Origin of the sequence: Luteitalea sp., from assembly GCA_009377605.1 — a bacterium.
GTDB lineage: Bacteria > Acidobacteriota > Vicinamibacteria > Vicinamibacterales > Vicinamibacteraceae > WHTT01.
The window spans coordinates 1-19403 of record WHTT01000104.1 but is presented as its reverse complement, the minus strand read 5'-3'; the positions used below and the strand labels follow the sequence as shown (position 1 = coordinate 19403).

The window sequence follows — 19403 nt, the reverse complement described above, 5'->3', positions numbered from 1 at the left end:
GAGCGCGGAGCGCGAAGGCGTGAACGCGCCGTCACGGCCGCCTCGGCGAGGCGGCGAGGCGGCCCTACCTAGTGGGCTGTTACCGTGATTACTGGCTGATGGTATTGGTCTCATTTGGCATCGTTACCTGGAACTCTGCCGACGTCATCGCCGGCTGCCTCGCTTCGGTGCGACAGCAGGGCGGCGTGGCGGCCGAGCTCCTCGTCTGGGACAACGGCTCGAGAGACGACACGCGCGCACAGCTCGATGTGCTGACGCGGCCGGGCGAGCGGATCTACGTCGACGCCAACGTCGGATTCTCGGCAGCACACAACGCGCTCATCGCTCGCAGCCGCGGCGAGTACTACGTCGCGGTCAACCCGGACGTCGTCTTGGCGCCCTCCTTCACCAGCGCGATCGTGGACGCGCTCGAGCGAGATCCGCATGCGGGATCCGCGACAGGCAAGCTGCTTCGGCTGGACGATCCACAGATCATCGACTCGACCGGCATTCGCATGCTGCCGTCACAGCGCCATGTGGATCGCGGGGCCGATTGTGTGGACACTGGTCAGTACGACCGCGTGGAATACGTCTTCGGGGCCTCGGGCGCCGCTGCCTGCTACGGTCGTCGCATGCTCGAAGATGTCCGCATCGGCAGCGAGTACTTCGACGAGGACTTCTTCGCGTTCCGCGAGGATGCGGATCTCGCCTGGCGCGCCCAGCTCCTGGGCTGGCGATGTTTGTACGTCCCCACGGCGCGCGCGTGGCACAGGCGGCGCGTGACACCGGAGCGGCGACTGCGGCTGCCCGCCGAGATCAATCGCGCCTCTGTGCGCAACCGTTTCCTCCTCAGGCTCAAGAACCAAACGCTGGGCCATGCGTTGACCTTCGCCGCTCCCGGCCTGTGGCGCGACGCGCAAGTCATCGGCTATGTGCTGTTGCGGGAGCACACCTCGATCCCGGCGCTCGTCGACGTCGTCCGATATCTGCCTCGCGCCCTGGCCAAGCGCCGGACCATCATGCGACGCCGGCGCGTCGCAGACGACCAGATCGTCGCGTGGTTCAGGTCGTGACCGTCGACATGCGCATGCACATCGCTATTCTCGGCACCCGCGGCATTCCCGCCAACTACGGCGGCTTCGAGACGTTTGCCGAGCAGCTCGCCTCGCGGCTCGCAGCACGAGGCCACCACGTGACCGTGTACGGCCGGTCCCACTACGTGGATCGGAGCCTCGGGACCTACCAAGGCGTTCAGCTCGTGGTCTTACCGACGGTCCGGCACAAGTATCTCGACACGGTCCTGCACACGCTGGTGTCGACACTGCACGCGGTCACCAAGCGCTACGACGTGGCGATCGTGTGCAATGCGGCCAACGCCGTCTTCTGCGCGGGCCTCCGCGCCCGCGGCTACAGTGTCGTGCTCAACGTCGACGGAATCGAACGGAGGCGCCGCAAGTGGAACCTGGCCGGACGAGGGTGGTATCTCCTGTCCGAACGCCTGGCGACCTGGCTCCCGAACCGGGTCGTGACCGACGCGCGGGTGATCGACGCCTACTATCACGCGCGGTACCGCTCGGAAACTACCTTCATCCCCTATGGCTGTCGCGTAGGGCGTGAGGCGGGCACGGCTGCTCTCGCGCAGCTCGGGCTCTCGTCCGATCGGTATCTCCTGTATGTCAGCCGGCTCGAGCCGGAGAACAATGCCCACGCGGTCATCGAGGCCTTTGAACGCACGGGCTTGGCGGGCCTCAAACTGGTCGTTGTCGGAAACGCCCCGTATGCCCGAGAATATATCGCCAAGCTACGCGGGATGGCAGGACCAGACGTCGTCTTCGCTGGAGCAATTTACGGCGACGGGTACCGTGAGCTGCAGTGCCACGCGCTGGCGTACGTGCACGCCACCGAGGTGGGCGGCACCCACCCAGCGCTGGTCGAAGCCATGGGCTGCGGAAACTGCGTGATCGTGAACGACGTGCCTGAGAATCGCGAAACGGCGGGCGACGCAGCGCTCTACTTCGAAGCGGCGCGGCCGGGCACCCTGAGCGCCGTGCTGACCCGCGTCGCATCCGAGCCAGACCTGGTCGCGGCCTGTCGGGCCCGCGCCCTGGAGCGTGCACGCGCGCGCTTCTCCTGGGAGCAGGTGACCGATCAATACGAGGCGCTCTGCCGGGAGCTCGTCCAGGGGAGGGCCCGTTGATAGCGGAGCGCGCGCGGCTCGTCACACGACTGTACGTGGTTGCCGATCTCGTCGCAACCGCGACGGCGTTCTATGCCGCGTACATCCTTCGCCGCTTCGCAGCGCCTTGGGTCGATCCCTTCGACTTGATCCAGCGCGTCCTGGCACCGCCCGGGAACTATGTTCCACTGCTGCTCGCCATCCTGGGCCTCTGGGCGTTGATTTTCCGGGCGCACGGCCTGTATGGCCGGCGCTGGGCCCGCACACTGCACACCGAGGTCTCGCGTATTGTTCGAGCGATCGCCATCGGCGGCTTGCTGCTCGCGTTCGTCATCTTCGTCGCGAAGCTCGATTGGGTGAGCCGGCCGCTGGTGATGGGCTTCCTCGTGGTCGATGTCCTGTTCGTCGTCGCCGGACGACGGATCGTGCGCGCAGTCGCGCTCGACTCGACGAGCACCCGCCGAGTGCTGGTTGCAGGCGGCCGGGAGGAAGCATTGACGGCGGCCAGCGACGTGGACGCTCACCGCGAGTGGGGGCTTCACGTCGTTGGTATCGTCACGGACGGTTCCTGGTCGGCTGCCGAGGTCTCTTCTCAACATCCAGTGCTCGGCACGTATGTCGACATCCCCGACCTCGTCGGTGGCGACTTGGTCGTGGACGAAGTGCTCATTGCGCCTTCGACGGGGCGGATCGAGGATTTGCGCGCGCTCGAAGGGGTGTTGCTCCAGCTTCAAGAGCTCGGCGTCACCACACGTTTGGTCGTGAGCTTCCTCCCCCAATCGTTCTCGGACGTGAGCTTCGACGAGCTCGGCGGCTTGCCGCTGCTGAGGTTCAGTACCGCTCCCAAAGACGAGCTCTTGCTCTTCGTGCGCCGGTGCGCCGATGTCCTGCTGGCCGCGAGCTTCGTCACGCTGCTGAGCCCGCTGTTGGTCGTGATTGCCGCCGCCATCAAGGTGACGTCGCAGGGGCCCATTCTCTTCAGGCAGACGCGATGCGGCCTTCACGGTCGTCCCTTCACGTTCCTGAAGTTCAGGTCGATGCGAACCAATGCGGAAGCGCTCAAGCCCGACCTCCAGCCCTTCAACGAGATGGATGGGCCGGCGTTCAAGATGGCCAACGATCCGCGCGTCACGCCGTTTGGCCGCTTCTTGAGGCGGATGAGCCTCGACGAGCTCCCCCAGCTCTGGAACATCCTCAAAGGTGACATGAGCTTTGTCGGTCCACGTCCCGCAGTCGTCGAAGAGGTGCGTCAGTACGCGCCCTGGCAGCGACGCCGACTGACAATGAGGCCGGGCTTGACCTGCTTGTGGCAAGTGAGCGGCCGTAACGAGCTCACCTTCGAGGAGTGGATGCGCCTCGACCTGCAGTACATCGACAACTGGTCGCTCTGGCTGGACATCAAGATCGCCGTCATGACCATCCCTGCCGTGCTCCGGGGTCGAGGGGCACGGTAAATCAGCGTCGTCGCAGACTCATCGCCGCGCGCGCCTCGCGCTCGGCCTCACGGCGCTTGATCGACTCTCGCTTGTCGTGTGTCTTCTTCCCGCGTGCCAGACTCAGCGCCACCTTGACGCGGCCGCCCTTGAAATACATCCGCACGGGCACCAGCGTGAAGCCCTTCTCGACCGCCTTGCCGATGAGCCTGCGAATCTCGGCTCGGTGCAGTAACAGTTTGCGTGGCCGCAGCGGCTCGTGCGCCGCATAGCCCCGGTGGCTATATGGGCTGATATGAGCGTTGTGGAGGTAGACTTCGCCGTCTTCCAGGCGCGCGAAGCTGTCGCGTAGGTTGACACGTCCCTCGCGGATGGCCTTGACCTCGGTCCCCAGCAGCACGATGCCCGTCTCGAGCGTCTCGAAGAGCTCGTAGTCGTGCCGCGCCTTACGATTGTCAGCAATCGGTCGCTCCATAGAAGTTCCAGGGACGAGGGGCAAGGGCAAGGTTGGAGATTTCGATGCTCGCGGCCGGCGTCAGCCGCCCCGCAAACCTCGAACCTCGAATCTTGAACCTCGAACCTCTTGCGCTTCGCCCCTTGCCCCTTGCCCCTTGCCTGCCAGGCGCGACGCCAGCAAAACCGCCTCGATCAGGCTGGATGGATCTGCCGTTCCACGACCGGCGATATCGAACGCCGTGCCGTGATCGACGGACGTTCGAATGATCGGCAGGCCGAGCGTGACGTTGACGGCTGTGCCGAACGCGAGCAGCTTCACCGGGATGAGCCCCTGATCATGGTAGCAAGCAACCACGGCGTCGAACTCGCCGCTTGCCGCCCTGACGAATACCGTATCCGCCGGAAGCGGTCCTGTCACATCGACGCCGCGCTCGCGACAGGCGCGAACGGCCGGCGCCAGCACCTCTTGCTCCTCATGCCCCATCAAGCCATGCTCCCCGGCGTGCGGATTGAGACCAGCGAGCGCCAGGCGGGGCGACTCGCAGCCGAACGCGGGCAGCTCACGGGCGGCGAGATCGAGGGTCGCTTCGACCACTTCTCGTGTGATGAGACGCGGCACATCGGCCAACGGGACGTGGACGGTGACGAGCACCACCCGTAATCGCGGCGACTCGAACATCATCGCCACGCGCGAGGCCCCCGTGAGTGATCCAAGGAGATCGGTGTGTCCCTTCCACGGCAGGCCTGCACGCGCCCATGCCTCTTTGTTGATCGGCGCGGTGGAGATCCCGTCGATGCGACCTGCGCGCGCGTCTTGCACGGCGGCGACCACCGCGTTGTAGGCCGTGCGCCCCGCCTCCGCCGACACCTGGCCAGCCCGAAATCGCGCAAGGTCCGCGTCGCTCGTCGGTCCGTAGCAGACGACCTCGCAAGCCTCACGGACACGCGTGTCAGAGGCCGCCTTCAACGCAATCTCCGGCCCGATGCCAGCAGGGTCCCCCACGGTGATGCCGATTCGCGGCCGTACCATCTCCGCGATGATACTGGAAGAAAACGGGGGCTGTCCCGTTTTCCCGCTCCCCGTCTAGTAAGATCGCTCTGACCAAGGAGGCGTTTTTTGTCACACGTGGATACCGGGATATCGAAGCTTGCGGTGCTCGGCGCCGGCAAGATGGGCGGCACATTGATCCGCGCGCTCGTTGACGCGGCCGTGATCGAGCCCGGTCAGGTCATCGCGACGAGCCGGCACGCCGAGACCGCCACCGATGGCACGCGCCGGTTGGGTGTGGAGGTGGTCACCGACAATCGCGCGGCCATCCGGGGCGCCGAGGTCATTCTCGTGGCCGTCAAGCCGCAGGCTCTCGAAGAGGTGCTGGACGAGATTGGCGGCCTGCTCGAGCCCAACCAGCTCCTCGTGTCGATTGCCGCCTCCGCCACGACCACTTTCATCGAACGGCACTGTGCGCGGCCGGTGCCGGTGGTGCGTGCCATGCCCAACACCCCCAGCTTGGTCCGGGCGGGCATGTCAGTGCTCTGCGCAGGTGTGCAGGCGACTCCGGCGCACCTCAGCACAGCACAGCGTCTCTTTGGCGCGGTCGGCCGTACGCTCGTCCTCGACGAAAAGCACATGGACGCCGTCACGGCGCTCGGCGCCAGCGGAACCGCGTTCGTGTACGTCGTGCTCGAATCGCTTGCCGAGGGCGGCGTGAAGGTCGGCCTTCCGCGTCACATTGCGACGGAGCTGGCGGCACAAACGTGTCTGGGTGCAGCCAAGATGGTCCTCGAAACAGGCGAGCACCCGGCGCTCCTCAAAGATGCGGTCACCACCCCAGCCGGGTGCACCATCGACGGGCTCCTGGCGCTCGAGGAGGGAGGCCTCCGCGTCACGTTGATCAAGGCTGTCGTGGAGTCCACGTTGCGCGCCGGGCAGCTGCTTACGAAGTAACGAGTGACTGTCTTTACAGCTGCATCACGACCCAGTCGGCAACCGTCTTGGGGCTGATGTTGCGATCCAGGGCGACGAGCCCTTGATCGATCGTCCGGTAGGCGCGCACGAGCCGGCCGACGTCGAATCCGTGCGCCGCCTCTGATAGCAGTTGCTGTATGTCGGCATTGGCGAGCCGCTGCGGAAGCGCGCTGCTCACGGTCACGCCGACATCTCGCAGGAGCACGCTCAGCGCCTCGAGGCGGCGCCCAAGGAGCTCGCGCTCGGGTGTGGCTCCCCCTCCGCGCGGTCGCGCGCCGCGCGACGCGCTTCGCCCCTTTCTCTCCGCCGCTCTCATGAGTCGCTGCGCAAGCTCCAAGCGCAGGCGGGGCGCCGGCCTCACAGCGAGGCCGCGCAACACGTCCGCTGCAACGGATCGTGCCTCCGTGACCTCATCGCCCTCGTCTGCCAGCGCGCGCGCGAAGCAGCCACCCGCCACGGCAGCCGCCGCCCGGGCCCGCGCCGACGTGAACCCGTGCTGCGTCACCAAGCAGCCAGCAATGTCGTCGGCGTCGATCAGGCCAAAACGGAGCCGCTGGCAGCGTGATCGTACGGTCGGCCGCAACAAATCCGGACGACCGGTCACGAGCACGAAGACCGAGGAGGGCGTCGGCTCCTCGAGCGTCTTGAGGAGCGCATTTTGTGCCGCCTCGGTCATCGCATCCGCGTCGTCGACAATGATGACGCGCCGCCGGCCCTCGAATGGCCGATAGTTGGCTTGGTCGATCACTTCGCGGACAGTATCCACAGCAATTGCGCCGCGCTCGTTTGGTGTCAGCAGCCGCACGTCGGCGTGTACGCCACGGCCGATGCGTGCGCACGCCGTGCATCGCCCGCAAGCGTCACGAGAATCGGGAATCGGCCATGAGCGAGCCTGGTGGCTCGCCGCAGGCGGGCCGCCAGGCGAGTCGAATGGCTCCAGGCAGTTGAGCGCCTGCGCGAGCGCCACCGCCGTCATTCGCTTGCCTACGCCATTGGGACCGGCGAAGAGCAAGGTCGGCGGCAGCGTTTCCTGCCGCACCGCTCGTGCGAGTAAGGCGCGCATCTGGCTGTGGCCAGCGATGTCTCGAAAGGGCATATCGCGCTCTGTCGCTAACCGACGTCACCGAGCATCGTTCATCACGAAACGGCGCGCTTTCATGTCGAACCGCGGCAGCGCACCTGCCTCGACCACGCTGACCGGGACCGTGAGGCCCAGTGCCTCCTGGAGCTGTCGCGAGACCCTACCCGCGAGCCCGGCCTCGTCTGTCGCTGCACCCAGCTCGATTTCGACCGCGAGCGATCGCATCGCCCGCCCGTGCGAGACAGTGGATCGAAACTCGACGATCTCGCTGAAGCGGCGCACCACGGCCTCGATGGCGGCTGGATAGACGTTCACGCCGCGGATGCTCACCATATCGTCGGTCCGTGCGAGGACACCGCCCTCGAGCCGCGCCCACGTTCGCCCGCAAGGGCAGGCCTCGGAGCGCCTGACAACGACATCGCCGGTGCGATAGCGAATGGCGGGACTCGCCGTCCGCCCCAGATTGGTCACCACCAGCTCACCCATCTCTCCGTCCGGCACCGCACGACCGGTCGACGGATCGAGCACCTCGCAGATGTACTCGCCCTCGTTGAGGTGGAGGAAGCCGGGACCTTCCCAACACTCGAAGCCGATCGGGCCCACCTCGGTCAGACCGTAGTGATCGATCACGCGCGCGCCCCAGCTTTCCTCGATCCGCTGGCGCGTTGCCGGGATGCTGCCACCTGGCTCGCCGGCCACGATCAGCACCCGCACGCTGCTCTCCGACAACGCGCGCGTCGCAGCCCCTCCCTCGCCCGCCGATTCCGCCAATCGAAGGGCGTAGGTCGGCGTGCAACACACGACCGTGGCGGCGACCCCGTCGATGATCGCCAGCCGGAGCTGGCTCGACATGCCGCCGCCGGGCACACACAGCGCACCCAGCTGACTTCCCGCGTCGAACGCCGTCCAGAAGCCGAGGAACGGCCCAAAGGAAAAAGGAAAGAACACGCGATCCGCGCTGCTGACTCGAGCGCCGCGGTACACAGCTTTCCAGCACGCCAACGCCCACTGCCAACTGGCGTTCGTATCCAACCACCTCAGTGGCCGATCCGTCGTCGAGGATGTCTGGCTATAGCGCGTGTAGTGCTCGACTGGCTCGGTGAGCACTGTGCCCCAAGGGGGATGCTCCTTTTGATCTTTCACCAGCTCCGCCTTGGTCGTCAGCGGCAGCACCGTGAGATCCGCGGGAAGTTGCAGTGCCTCGATCCGAATGCCTGCCTGTTCCAGTTTGTGCGTGTAGAAAAGGCTGCGACCGTAGATGTCGGACAGCAACTGCTCGAGCCGTCGCGCCTGCATCGCCTCGAGCGTTTGACGGTCACTGGCTTCACTGGCTAGCAGCATAGAGACAGGAGAGATCAGGGTCGTCTTCCGTCCGGAAGCACCAACTCATTCGACCTCGGCTCGGAACCTGCGGTCGGTCGGCCAGCGTCCTGGCCAGCATCCCAGGACGGAACCAGCTGCTTGCCAGGCCCGTACAGCGACTCCATCGGCTTCCAGACGTTGTCTACGCGGTCGGTGAAGAGGTCACCAATCAGCAGATCCGTGATCGTGCCGCGCAGCTCAGGGTAGCGACGGACGAAGCCGCCGAAGCTGAAGCCGTCGTAGTACTCACACACCAGACGCCGCATGCGGTCGACGCCCTGATTGAAGGGCGGCCCCCACTTACCCAGCTGCTGCGCACTCGTGTCACCGACCGCGAGTCCTTCGGCCACCGCATCGGCCGCAAGCTCTCCCGATCGCAGCGCCAAGAGAACGCCAGAGGAGTACAGCGGATCGAGAAACCCAAAGGCGTCACCCACCAGGACCCAACCATCGCCGGCAACGGCCTTGGCTCGGTACGAGTAATCTCTCGTCGCAAAGTACCCGGTCATACGGCGCGCGGACGACACGCGCTCTTTGACGGCACTGCAACGTTCGACCTCTTCTTGATAGGTTTGCTCGTGGCTCGTCCTTCCCTTGAACAGATGGTCGAACGGTGCCACGACGCCGACGCTGACGACGTTGTCGTGCAACGGGATGTACCAGAACCACCCATTCTTCGTTGCCGTCTGCAGCACCAGCGTGGCGCCCTCGTCGCGGCCCGTGTCGCGATAGGCGCCCTCCCAGTAGGTCCAGATGGCGCCCTTGTTGAGGACAGGGTCCCAGACACGAAGCTTCAAGCGGTTCTGCAGCAGCGCACTCTGGCCGCTCGCGTCGACGACCACCTTCGCACGGATCTCGCGCCGGGAGCCATCCTCGTCACGAATCTTGACCCCAACCGCGCGATCCTCCTCGAACAGCACCTCGAGCACGTGGACGCCCTCGCGTACATCGACGCCCTGCTCGCGGGCGTGCACCAGCATCATCTGGTCGAACTCGCTGCGCACGACCTGCCACGTCTGTGAGCATTCGTGCGGTTTGTTGTCCCAGAAGTAGAACGGTGCCGACTGCTTACCGTTGGCGCTCACAAACTGCACGCTGTATTTCTTGACGAAGGGGCTCTGCTGCATCTTCGGCAGCATGCCCAGACGCTCGAGCACCCAGTAGGTCTCTGGGATCAGCGACTCGCCGATATGAAAGCGCGGAAAGCGTTCCCGCTCGAAGAGCTGTACGCGATGCCCCTGCCGTGCGATCAACGTGGACACGGTCGATCCTGCAGGACCACCGCCGATCACGATCACATCCACGCCGTTGGTGACACTCGTCTGCTGCCCCGACATTGCTCTATCGTATCAGACGGTCTCGAACCGAATTCGTCCACTCGCCGCCTCAAACGAGCGGCAGGACCTCGACGATGTCGCCGATCTTCGCGCCGCCGAGGAGCACGTCGGTCCGCCGCCCATACAGTGTTCGCGGCTCGCGCATCCAGAAGACGCCCATCATCTCGGGATTCGGCGTGACCGCGAGAAACACCCGGGCTCGGCTCTTGAAGTCGACGCCTCGTCTGCGCAGAATGCGCCCGAGTGGAACCTCGTTGCGGAGGATCTCGGCGCGGACACGCGGCCTGAACGCACCCAGCTGTATGCGAATCGCGCCCATTTCGACGGGCCGCCCAGAATACTCCTGCACGAGCAGCACGCGACGGAAGTACGACCCGCGGGCCGAAAACGTCGAGAGCGGGCGCAGGAGAAGCGGGCCACCAAAGCGCCGCTCGAGCGTCACCGTCATGTCGCTCTCGTGAACCAGCATCGAGCGGTAGGGAGGGGGAATCTCGTCAGATGAGACCACCTCCACCTTTGGCTTGGCGAGTCCTGCCCGCGCGTAAACGACGTCGAGAGGGTAGAGGATGCCGTTGCTCGAAGCGGGGTCGCGGCGTCTCGCCGCCACCCGCGGCGGCTGCGGACGTGTCGATCTCCTAAGAGTCATCAGGTGTAACGAATTCCGGCGTGTTGTGGCAGGAAGAACCTCTGAAGCAACGCATCGACACGCAGCAGTCCCTTGCGTGACAACGCCACGACCTCCTCGCCGACCGTCTGCACATGGCCTTCGGCAGCCAGCGACGCCAGCTGATCGTGAAACCGCTCGAGCACGTTCACGTCGTACTTGCCCGCGAAGTACGCCGGCCGGATCCAGCCTCGCTTGAGCTGCAGCACCAGCTCACGAATCATCCGCTCCTCGTCGCTTGGACGATAGGCACGACTGAGCGGCACCTCTCCACGCTGAATCACGTTGGTGTACGACTCCCACGTATCGACATTCTGCAGGTGGACGCCGTTGATGTGACCGAACGACGCAACGCCCAAGCCAGCCAAGTCGGCCCCCTGCCAGAGCCGGTCGCGGTAGATGAACTTCGTGCGCGTTGGATCCTTGACGGCTGTGTAGGCACTGCCAACGTGATAACCGGCGCGCTCGAGCACTTCGAACGCCTCGTCGACCCAACGGCGTTTGGTCGACCAGTTCGCCACGTGCTCGGCGAATTGACCGCTCCCCTTCAAGAGGTCACGGCTGATCGTCGTGTTGTACGGCAGCTCCATCTGGTAAATCGTGACGCTGTCCGGTTCGAGATCGAGCGTCTTCCTCACCGCCGCGCGCCAGGTCTCGTTGGTCTCGCCCAACATCCCGGCAATGAGATCGATATTGAGCTGTGGAAACTGGAGCGCGCGGGCGAACTGATATGCCCGGTTGATCTCCGGCGAGCGATGCGCCCGCCCGTTCAGCTCCAGCACACGATCCTCGAAGCTCTCCACGCCGAGGCTCAGTCGCGTCACGCCCAGCTGCCGAATTGCAGACAGCTTGCTCTCGGTCAGCGTTCCAGGCTCGCACTCGAAGGTGATCTCCTCCGCCTCGCGCCAGCCAGCCACGGCCGTCAGCCGATCGACCAGCCCTTGGAGCTGGCGCGTCGACAGAAACGAGGGGGTCCCGCCGCCGAAGTACACGAAGTTGAGCGTGCGATTGGCAATGGCGGGAAGCCGAGCGTAGATCTCCCATTCACGGGCCAGCGCGTCGAGGTACTCGGCGACATCCCTGGCGTTCTTGTCGGTGTACACACGGAAGTAACAAAAGTGACACCGCTTCCGGCAAAACGGGATGTGCAGGTAGAGGCCGAGTGGCACACCTTCGGCCGGGGCCGCACTCAGCGCCGGTATGGCATCCGCCTCGACCGCCTCGTGCGACCACACCGAAAACGGCGGGTAGTTCGCGACGAAATAGCTGCCGACCTCGGTCTCCTCGGCAAGCGCCGTGTGGGTGGACTCGCTCATCTAGTCACTATAGCAAGGGACAAGGGGTCAAGGGGTCAAGGGGTCAAGGGGTCAAGGGGTCAAGGGATCAAGGGATCAAGGGATCAAGGGGTCAAGGGATCAAGGGAGGGCCGCCTCGCTTCGGCGGCGGTCATCTCACCGAGGCGTCCGGACGGCGCGTTCGGCGAACGCCCTACCGACACTGAACCTTGCCCTAGATCCCTTTACCCCTTGCCCCCTAGATCCCTTTACCCCTTACCCCTTGATCCCTTGACCCCTTGATCCCTTGATCCCTTGATCCCTTGTACCGGTTCCCCCCCGCCCTCGCGGATCGCCCCCAAGTGTTACACTCTCCTCGCCCATGTGGCACGACAGGCGCCGGATGGCGGCGTTCTTGCTGCTCTTCGGCTCGATCTTCGGCTACGAAATCTCCCGGCTGTTCTTCGTTCAGCACGGCACGCCTCGCGTCTCGCCGGCCCGCGGGCGCACGACGCTCATTGACGACATCAGTGGCCGCCGGGAGGTCGCACAGACCTTCAGGATCGACGCCGACGGGTTCGACGGCATCAGCGTGCACGCCCGACCGAGACGAGGGGACGTCGCTGGAGATGTTGTCTTCGAGCTGTACGACGTCGTCGCCGGTCGGGACCGATTGGTCTATCGCGTCGCGCACCCTGCGGAAGAGGTCGTCGCCGACCAAGCATTCCGCCTCAGCTTCCCCTCCATCGTGCCCTCGCGCGGGCGGCACTTCCGCCTTCGCGTGCGCGCACCGAGCACGCCCGCGGAGCGCCCAATCGCCCTCGTCGCCGCTCTCACGGACGAGTATGACGGAGGTCAGCTGTTCGTTGACGGCCGCGAGCAATGGGGCGACCTCGTCTTCGAAACCTCGGCACGTTACGCCACGGTCCCTTGGCTGCTCGATCAGATCATGCCGCTTGGCCCCTGGTGGCTCCGCACCTGGTGGTTTGCAAGCGCGCTCTTTCTCATCTGGAACACAGCGCTCGCGTATGCCTGTTTCTTGGCGATTGCCCGTGCCAACGGCGCTCGGCCGGAGCAAGCGCGCCACACCCTGGATGGCACGAGCCGCGGGACGGATCGAAGGGCGGACACCCACCCGCGCCAGGCGCCAATGCCCGTTCAGCTCTCCCGAAGGCGCGCCTCAGCGGCGAAGCGCTGGTTCGCAGCGGTGTTGGTCCCTCTGGTGGGCACCGCCGGCTGGCCGACACCGAACGACGAGGTGATCAACCTGCTCGATCGCTTTTCTGAAGCGCGGAAGGAAACAGACCTCGGTCAGTTACACCTCGCATTCGCGCTCACCCCGGTGACGATTCGCGATGAGCGCAAGCCGGCGCTGCTCGAGCTCCCGCCCAGTGTCGCGACCTGGAGGCTACAAGTACCGCCCGAGGCCACATTTGTTGCCGATATTGGCCTCGCTCCGCACACCTGGACCATGCCCACCGACGGCGCGATCTTCATCGTCGAGATCATCGATCGGCACAGGCGGTCCGAGCTGGCGAGGCTGGAGCTGGCGCCGTTCATCGTGCCGGAGCAGCGGCGCTGGTTCCCCGTGCGTCTCGATCTGCGGCCCTGGGCAGGACGCACCGTCGACTTCGTCCTGCGCACGGACCCCGGCCGCGCAAACAACCCGGTGAACGATGCATGCGTGTGGGGTTCACCGCGCATCGTCGCGCCGCGTGCGCCTGCCACGCGCACGACACGAGGCGTGTGGCGCTAGGTTAGGGCGCCCAAGTAGGGCGCCCTCAGGTAGGGCCGCCTCGCCGAGGCGGCCGCCCGCCACCGGTCTGCGATACGATAGGCGGTCATACCACTAGGAGGAAGGCGATGGGGCAGGTCACACGACGGGATTTTCAGAAGACTGCGCTCGGCCTGGGGCTGAGCACTGGTCTGACGACCGCGCTCGGCAGCGGGCGACTGTCCGGGGCGAACAGCGGCGTCGCCGAGCGTGCGTCTCCCGCCGAAAGCTTTCGCGGACCCTATTGCTTCTTTTCCAAGCATCTCCCCGACTTGGCATGGGGCGAGCTTGGCCGCACGGTGAAAGAGGCGGGCTTCGATGGCGTCGACCTCACCGTGCGGCCCGAGGGACACGTGCTGCCAGAGCGCGTCGCCACGGATCTGCCGCGCGCGATCGAGGCCATTGCGGCGTCTGGCGTGCCGGTCCCGATGGTGACCACGAGCCTGCTCTCGGCAGAGGATCCGGCGGCCGTGCCCACCTTCGAGGCGGCGAGCAAAGGCGGCGTGCGCCTCCTCAAGCCTGGCTACTACAAATACAGCCTGAAAGACGTGCCGCGAGAGCTGGCGGATGCGGGGCGCCAGCTCGCATCCTTGGCCGACCTCGGCCGCCGCTACGACATGGTTGTTGGCTATCACACCCATGCAGGCTACGTGGGTGGACCAACGCTCGACTTTCTACCGGAAATCGAGAAGCTGGACGCGCAGGTAGTTGGCGTCTACTTCGACATAAGACATGCGGTTATCGAGGGAGGCCGTATCGGCTGGCAACTTGCCGCCGCGCTGGCCATGCCGCGGCTGCGAATGATTGCTGTCAAGGACTGCGTGTGGCGGAAGGATGAGAAGGGCCGATGGCGTGACGGGCATTGTCCGCTGGGCGAGGGCATGGTGGACTGGCCCGCGTTCTGTCGAATGCTCGCGCAGGCGGACTACCAGGGCCCCGTGTCGATGCACATCGAGTACGACATCGATGGCGCGACGCCCGCATCCCGACGCGACGGCATGATCGAAGCCGCTCGTCGTGATCTGGCATTCGTGAAGGGGCAGATGGAGGAGGCATATCGGGGATGAGGGCGATGCACACTCGGCGAGAGTTTCTTGGATCGACGGCCGCGCTCGCCGGAGTTGCGCTGGCGCCTGCTTGCCTGCGTCGCGCGGCCGGAAAGCCCTCGGACATTCGAGTCGAGGACGTTCAATTCAGGTACCAAGATTATCTCTATCGCACGCCCTATAAGTTCGGCGGTACGGCTACTGATCGCATCACGATTCTCGACGTGTTGTGCCGCGTTCGCACGCGGGACGGTAAGGTCGCGCATGGCTGGGGCTCGATGCCGCTCGGGAATGTGTGGTCCTTTCCGTCAAAGACTCTGAGCTACGACCAGACGCTGAACGCCATGAAGGCGCTGGCGTCGCGGGTGCGCGACTTGCTGGCGGCCTACAAGGAACAACAGCACCCGGTGGACATCACCTGGACCCTCGAGCCCGAGTATCTCAAGGCTGCCGATGCGGTCACAGCCGCGCAGGATCTGGCGGAGCCCATTCCAAAGCTCTGTACCCTCGTCGTTGTCAGCCCATTCGATGCCGCGCTCCACGACGGCCTCGGCAAGGCCTACGGACGGAGTGTCTACGGCATGTATGGGCCGGAGCACATGACGCACGACGTCGGCCATTACTTGGGGGACCGCTTCACCGGCCGTTATCTTGAGGAGTACGTGCGCCGAACGCCGCAACGGCGTATGGCGTTGTATCACGCCGTTGGCGCGCTCGATCCCATCGAGGAGAGCGACATCACCGAGCGGATTGGCGATGGGCTGCCAGAGACGCTGCCCGAGTGGACTCGCGCGAACGGCTTGACGCACTTCAAGATCAAGTTGAATGGCAGCGACCTCGAGTGGGACGTCGAGCGTGTGCTCCACGTCGACCGTGTGACCGCGACGACACAGCGCGAGCGTGGCGTCGCCAAATGGTTCTACTCTCTCGACTTCAACGAACAATGCCCGAACGTGGAATACCTCTTGGCCTTCATACGTCGCATTAAGGAGAAGGCGCCGGAAGGCTTCACACGCATCCAGTACATCGAACAGCCGACCGCACGAGATCTCGCGGCGCATCGTGAGAACGTGATGCACGAAGCCGCCAAGATCAAGCCGGTGGTCATCGACGAGTCGCTCACGGATTACGACAGTCTCCGCTTGGCGGGCGAGATGGGATACTCCGGCGCGGCGCTCAAGGCCTGCAAAGGCCAGAGCCAAGCGCTTCTGCTCGGCGCCGCCATCCAGGAGCGCAACATGTTCCTGTGCGTTCAGGACCTGACCTGTCCGGGGGCGTCGCTGGTGTTATCGGCTGGCTTGTCGGCGCACGTGCCGACGGTTGCGGGTATCGAAGCGAACGCTCGTCAGTATGTGCCGGTTGCCAGCAAGGGGTGGGAGGATCGCTACCCGGGCCTGTTCGAGATCACGGACGGCACCGTGAATACTTCTACATTGAACCGGCCCGGTCTGAGCCTGCCGCCACGCACGACCTTGTAGAGCGTGGACATCCTCCGTACGCGCAATACAACCGTCACGGGTGCGGCTGATCCTCGGGACGTGGAGGTTTTCGGCGCTCGCGGTTCTCCGGTTCTTTGTCGTCCTTCTGATCCTTGTCGTCGTCGCCACGGCGACCGAACAGCCGCGACCAGAAGCCGCGCTTCTTCTTCGGCTTCGCTGGCTCGACCTCCTCATCCGCAGGCTTTGCCTCGGCGCGTGCGGCTTCACCTTCCGGCTCCTCGTCGCGGGCGTCTTCTGATGCACCTTCTGTCGTGCCATCGGGTGACGGAGGCGGTGGTTGGACGCCCGTCGGCGGGAGGCCCGCCTGCGCGGGCTTCCCGTCTGGCTGATCGCGACCAAGCCAACCGGCCATGCGCTCGAGGAAGTCGGGCCGTGTGTGCAGGTCGCACGTTTCGGTCGGCTCGGAGCCGCGGCGGAAGTACTCGGTGTAAACCATCGACTTCACGTCGAAGTTGCCGTCCGGCAAAACGACGTCGACGTACTGGCAGCCTTCGGCCGCGCGCTTGCCAGAGACACGGCAGACATCAGCGCCCACGACGCCCGCCGGCCGCTCGAGCCACTCGGCCTCCTCGTCACGCGTCGCGGCCTTCATGATCGTTGCCCACAGCGGCGCGGCGATTTCTGCAGCGTAGCCGTTCGCTATGATTTGGCGGGGGTGATCGAAGCCCACCCAAACGCCCGTTGCGAGGTGGGGCGTGAAGCCGACGAACCAGGCGTCGTTGTAGTTGTTGGTGGTGCCGGTCTTGCCGGCGGCGGGCAGCCGGAAGCCCAGCTGACGCACGCGCCAGGCCGTCCCTCTGTTGAGCACGTCCTGGAGCATGTTCGCCACGATGAAGGCCGTCTCCTCGGAGAAGACGCGGGCGGATCGTGGCCGGGCCTCGTAGAGCACGTTGCCCTCGCGGTCCTCGATGCGGCGAATGACAGTCGGTTCGTAGAGCAACCCGCCGTTCGCGAACGCGGCGTAGGCGGCTGTCATGGCCTCGAGGGTGACCTCGCCTGCTCCCAAAACGATGGACGGTACGCTCGGCAGCTTGCCGAAGCCCAAGTGCGAGATGTGCGTCATTGCCGTGCCGAGCCCGACCGTGCGCAACATCCGCACCGCCGCACGGTTGCTCGACGTCCGTAACGCGATCCGCATCGTCATCTCGGCCGTTTCGGCGTGCTCGTCCTCTGGCACCCAGTCGCCTTCCGGCGTGAGCACGGGGTCGTCCAGATCCGTCAGCATCGTCGTCGGCGAGTACCCCTCTTCGATGGCGGCCGCGTACACGAAGGGCTTGAACGCGGATCCAGGTTGCCGTCTCGCCTGCACAGCACGATTGAAACGGCTCTCCTTGAATTGGCGGCCGCCGACCATTGCACGTACGGCTCCATATCTTGGATCGATGGTAACCAACGCTCCCTGGAGATAGTCGGGGGCCTCTCCGTCGTCGGCGTTCCTCGCGCTCCGCGGCGGGTGCTCATAGCCAGGCCGGCGCTCGAGACGTGCCAGCTCCTGCTCCAGCAGCTTCTCCGCCTCACGCTGCAACGGCGTATCGAGCGTGGTGTAGACCTTCAGCCCACCTTCGGAGACGCGCTCCCATCCGAAACGCTGGACCAGCTCACGCTGCACTTGTCGCTTGAAGTACTGGCCAAAGCCTTCATCGAGGTGGAGACCATTCTCCAGAAAGACGAGCTCGTGGAGCGCCTGCTTGTGTTGCGACTCATCGATGGCGCCGCTTTCGCGCATCGCCTGCAGCACCACATTGCGACGTGCCACGGCTTTCTCGCGGTTGATCGTCGGGGCGTAGGTCGACGGGGACTTGACGAGACCAGCGAGCAGCGCCGCCTCGGCGACCGTGACGTCAGAGGCGGGCTTACCGAAGAAGCCGCGCGACGCGGCCTCTACCCCGTAGTAGCCGTCGCCGTAGTACACCTTGTTCAAGTACAGCTCGAGAATCTTCTCCTTGCTGAACGTCTGCTCGAGTGAAAGCGCGAGGAGCGCTTCCTTGATCTTGCGTCGAAGGGTTCTATCGAGCGTAAGAAAGCTCTGACGCGCGAGCTGCTGTGTAATCGTGCTGCCGCCTTGCCATCGTCGTCCCGTGCGAAGGTTGTAGACGGCGGCACCGGCAATGCGGACCAGGTCAACGCCCGCGTGTTTGAAGAATCGCTGATCTTCGATGGCGATCGTGGCTTTGATCACATGAGGCGAGACCTTCTCGATCGGCACGTCCATGCGACGCTCACGAAAGATCGCGAACGCCGGCTCGTCATCCATGTCGTAGATGACCGTCGTTTGGGCCATCTCGCCGATGTTTCCCAGCTCGTCGCGACCGGGCAGAGCACGCTGGACATCCCAGGCGAGCCAGGCGAGCGCACCAAATGCGCCCCAGACCATCAGGGAGACCAGAAGCACCGAGACGAATGCCACGCCGGGACGGCCTTCGAAGAGGTAGCGGACGCGGCCGGCCCATGCGCCGTGTCCGAAATCCCGCAGGCGGTTCACGACGCGTGTGCGCATAGGGTCTTTCCTCACTTTCGTCGAAGCTGAGCTGTGCGAGCGCAGCCTCACCTCGATGCTTTAATGATACGTCACTGCGCTGCGGAAGAATGGCTGGCGCGCGCTCGTGTGGGGAGCTGCATCGTCACGGACGAGGCGGAAGGGGATGGTGAGGGATCGGTGATCGTTCAGGGCTTCCGACGACCCTGTCGCTGCTCTCGGGACTTTCCGCTCTTCGGAGACTTTGCGCCTTTGCGGGACTCTGCGTCCTTGCGAGCCGTTGCACGCTTGGTGGACTTTGCAGCCTCGGGAGACTTCTCGGCCTTGCGAGGCTTTGCACCTTTGGGAAACTTTCCACGCTCGGGCGCCGGTGGTGACAGGGTTGACCGTCCTGACTGCGAAGGCTCTAGCGCCTTTGCAGTCGGCCGCGGTTTCGGATAGCGCATGTGCGATACCGGCGGCTGTAATGTCGAGCGCTCGATCCCACGCGCGGTCAGCTCTCCACTTGCTCTACCGGTGAAGGCTTCCAGAGCGAGTAACAGGCCCGTCACCGCCTCCTGCCGCTCTTGCACGGTGAGCTGCCGGCCTTGGCGCTCCCTCTGCCCCATCGCCTCGAACAGCTCTGCCAACGAAAGTTCCATCGCAAGCGACGCACGGATGAGTGTTTCGAGCCTGCTGTTCCCTTCGCCACGCTCGAGTCGTCCCAGGCTCTCCTTGTTGACGCCAGCGTTATCGGCCAGCGCCTCGCGGCTCCTGAAGCCACGTCGCTTGCGCAATGCTATGAAGGACCTCGCGAAGAGATCCTTGATCTCCTGGATTTCCTGCCGTCGCCGGAGCTCTTCTTCCGTGGGTGGCTCTGCTTCTCTGCGTGGCGTCCTGG

16 protein-coding genes are annotated in these 19403 nt (G+C 65.0%); 7 read left to right on the top strand and 9 right to left on the bottom strand.

What is annotated here, in order from left to right; all coding sequences use genetic code 11:
* Positions 1 to 98: 98 nt before the first annotated feature.
* From GEV06_24375 to GEV06_24365, 3 genes are read left to right on the top strand one after another with little or no spacing between them, the layout of a single operon-like run.
* Positions 99 to 1052, top strand: a complete 954-nt coding sequence (locus GEV06_24375) for a glycosyltransferase (protein ID MPZ21010.1) — start codon at positions 99 to 101, stop codon at positions 1050 to 1052.
* Between the two features lie 14 nt (positions 1053 to 1066).
* On the top strand, positions 1067 to 2176 hold the full coding sequence (locus tag GEV06_24370) for a DUF1972 domain-containing protein (GenBank protein ID MPZ21009.1): 1110 nt from the start codon (positions 1067 to 1069) through the stop codon (positions 2174 to 2176).
* Positions 2044 to 3609, top strand: a complete 1566-nt coding sequence (locus GEV06_24365; protein MPZ21008.1) for an exopolysaccharide biosynthesis polyprenyl glycosylphosphotransferase — start codon at positions 2044 to 2046, stop codon at positions 3607 to 3609. Before GEV06_24370 ends, GEV06_24365 begins: the two co-directional genes overlap by 133 nt.
* A gap of 1 nt (position 3610) precedes the next feature.
* Here GEV06_24365 and smpB read toward each other — a convergent pair whose 3' ends face one another.
* Together smpB and pdxA are read right to left on the bottom strand one after the other, a co-directional pair.
* Entirely contained in the window at positions 3611 to 4063 is a 453-nt protein-coding gene (gene smpB, locus GEV06_24360) for an SsrA-binding protein SmpB (protein MPZ21007.1), read from the bottom strand.
* 60 nt (positions 4064 to 4123) lie between these two features.
* The gene (pdxA, locus tag GEV06_24355) at positions 4124 to 5074 is read right to left on the bottom strand and encodes a 4-hydroxythreonine-4-phosphate dehydrogenase PdxA (GenBank protein ID MPZ21006.1); all 951 of its coding nucleotides are present in this window, start codon (positions 5072 to 5074) and stop codon (positions 4124 to 4126) included.
* A 96-nt stretch (positions 5075 to 5170) separates the two neighbouring features.
* On the opposite strand from pdxA, the gene proC reads away from it, so the two are divergent.
* Positions 5171 to 5989, top strand: a complete 819-nt coding sequence (gene proC, locus GEV06_24350) for a pyrroline-5-carboxylate reductase (GenBank protein MPZ21005.1) — start codon at positions 5171 to 5173, stop codon at positions 5987 to 5989.
* Between the two features lie 13 nt (positions 5990 to 6002).
* On the opposite strand, the gene GEV06_24345 is transcribed toward proC, so the two are convergent.
* From GEV06_24345 to GEV06_24325, 5 genes are read right to left on the bottom strand one after another with little or no spacing between them, the layout of a single operon-like run.
* Entirely contained in the window at positions 6003 to 7106 is a 1104-nt protein-coding gene (locus GEV06_24345) for an AAA family ATPase (GenBank protein MPZ21004.1), read from the bottom strand.
* 24 nt (positions 7107 to 7130) lie between these two features.
* On the bottom strand, positions 7131 to 8432 hold the full coding sequence (locus GEV06_24340; GenBank protein MPZ21003.1) for an AMP-binding protein: 1302 nt from the start codon (positions 8430 to 8432) through the stop codon (positions 7131 to 7133).
* 14 nt (positions 8433 to 8446) lie between these two features.
* Positions 8447 to 9790: an FAD-dependent oxidoreductase gene (locus GEV06_24335; GenBank protein ID MPZ21002.1), complete on the bottom strand. Its 1344-nt coding sequence runs from the start codon at positions 9788 to 9790 to the stop codon at positions 8447 to 8449.
* A gap of 49 nt (positions 9791 to 9839) precedes the next feature.
* Positions 9840 to 10436 (bottom strand): hypothetical protein, encoded by a 597-nt coding sequence (locus tag GEV06_24330; protein MPZ21001.1) that lies wholly within the window; start codon positions 10434 to 10436, stop codon positions 9840 to 9842.
* Complete coding sequence (locus tag GEV06_24325; protein ID MPZ21000.1) at positions 10436 to 11770, bottom strand: radical SAM protein; 1335 nt, start codon at positions 11768 to 11770, stop codon at positions 10436 to 10438. Before GEV06_24325 ends, GEV06_24330 begins: the two co-directional genes overlap by 1 nt.
* Positions 11771 to 12110: 340 nt before the next feature.
* Between GEV06_24325 and GEV06_24320 the strand changes: the two genes are divergently transcribed.
* The 3 genes from GEV06_24320 (at position 12111) to GEV06_24310 (ending at position 16026) form a co-directional block, all read left to right on the top strand.
* Entirely contained in the window at positions 12111 to 13484 is a 1374-nt protein-coding gene (locus GEV06_24320) for a hypothetical protein (GenBank protein ID MPZ20999.1), read from the top strand.
* A 107-nt stretch (positions 13485 to 13591) separates the two neighbouring features.
* Positions 13592 to 14569 carry a TIM barrel protein gene (locus tag GEV06_24315; protein MPZ20998.1) on the top strand — a complete coding sequence of 326 codons (978 nt, stop codon included), beginning with the start codon at positions 13592 to 13594 and terminating at the stop codon, positions 14567 to 14569.
* Positions 14570 to 14574: 5 nt separating this feature from the next.
* The gene (locus GEV06_24310; GenBank protein MPZ20997.1) at positions 14575 to 16026 is read left to right on the top strand and encodes a hypothetical protein; all 1452 of its coding nucleotides are present in this window, start codon (positions 14575 to 14577) and stop codon (positions 16024 to 16026) included.
* 34 nt (positions 16027 to 16060) lie between these two features.
* Here GEV06_24310 and GEV06_24305 read toward each other — a convergent pair whose 3' ends face one another.
* Together GEV06_24305 and GEV06_24300 are read right to left on the bottom strand one after the other, a co-directional pair.
* Positions 16061 to 18544 carry a PBP1A family penicillin-binding protein gene (locus tag GEV06_24305; GenBank protein MPZ20996.1) on the bottom strand — a complete coding sequence of 828 codons (2484 nt, stop codon included), beginning with the start codon at positions 18542 to 18544 and terminating at the stop codon, positions 16061 to 16063.
* Between the two features lie 167 nt (positions 18545 to 18711).
* A partial coding sequence (locus GEV06_24300; GenBank protein ID MPZ20995.1) for a helix-turn-helix domain-containing protein occupies positions 18712 to 19403 on the bottom strand: 692 nt, incomplete at its 5' end.

What these genes read in the sequence shown, in the direction of transcription:
- GEV06_24375 (MPZ21010.1), top strand. Translation starts at nt 99, where the DNA reads ATGGTATTGGTCTCATTTGGCATCGTTACCTGGAACTCTGCCGACGTC.
- GEV06_24370 (MPZ21009.1), top strand. Translation starts at nt 1,067, where the DNA reads ATGCACATCGCTATTCTCGGCACCCGCGGCATTCCCGCCAACTACGGC.
- smpB (MPZ21007.1), bottom strand. Translation starts at nt 4,063, where the DNA reads ATGGAGCGACCGATTGCTGACAATCGTAAGGCGCGGCACGACTACGAG.
- pdxA (MPZ21006.1), bottom strand. Translation starts at nt 5,074, where the DNA reads ATGGTACGGCCGCGAATCGGCATCACCGTGGGGGACCCTGCTGGCATC.
- GEV06_24345 (MPZ21004.1), bottom strand. Translation starts at nt 7,106, where the DNA reads ATGCCCTTTCGAGACATCGCTGGCCACAGCCAGATGCGCGCCTTACTC.
- GEV06_24340 (MPZ21003.1), bottom strand. Translation starts at nt 8,432, where the DNA reads ATGCTGCTAGCCAGTGAAGCCAGTGACCGTCAAACGCTCGAGGCGATG.
- GEV06_24335 (MPZ21002.1), bottom strand. Translation starts at nt 9,790, where the DNA reads ATGTCGGGGCAGCAGACGAGTGTCACCAACGGCGTGGATGTGATCGTG.
- GEV06_24330 (MPZ21001.1), bottom strand. Translation starts at nt 10,436, where the DNA reads ATGACTCTTAGGAGATCGACACGTCCGCAGCCGCCGCGGGTGGCGGCG.
- GEV06_24325 (MPZ21000.1), bottom strand. Translation starts at nt 11,770, where the DNA reads ATGAGCGAGTCCACCCACACGGCGCTTGCCGAGGAGACCGAGGTCGGC.
- GEV06_24320 (MPZ20999.1), top strand. Translation starts at nt 12,111, where the DNA reads ATGTGGCACGACAGGCGCCGGATGGCGGCGTTCTTGCTGCTCTTCGGC.
- GEV06_24315 (MPZ20998.1), top strand. Translation starts at nt 13,592, where the DNA reads ATGGGGCAGGTCACACGACGGGATTTTCAGAAGACTGCGCTCGGCCTG.
- GEV06_24310 (MPZ20997.1), top strand. Translation starts at nt 14,575, where the DNA reads ATGCACACTCGGCGAGAGTTTCTTGGATCGACGGCCGCGCTCGCCGGA.
- GEV06_24305 (MPZ20996.1), bottom strand. Translation starts at nt 18,544, where the DNA reads ATGCGCACACGCGTCGTGAACCGCCTGCGGGATTTCGGACACGGCGCA.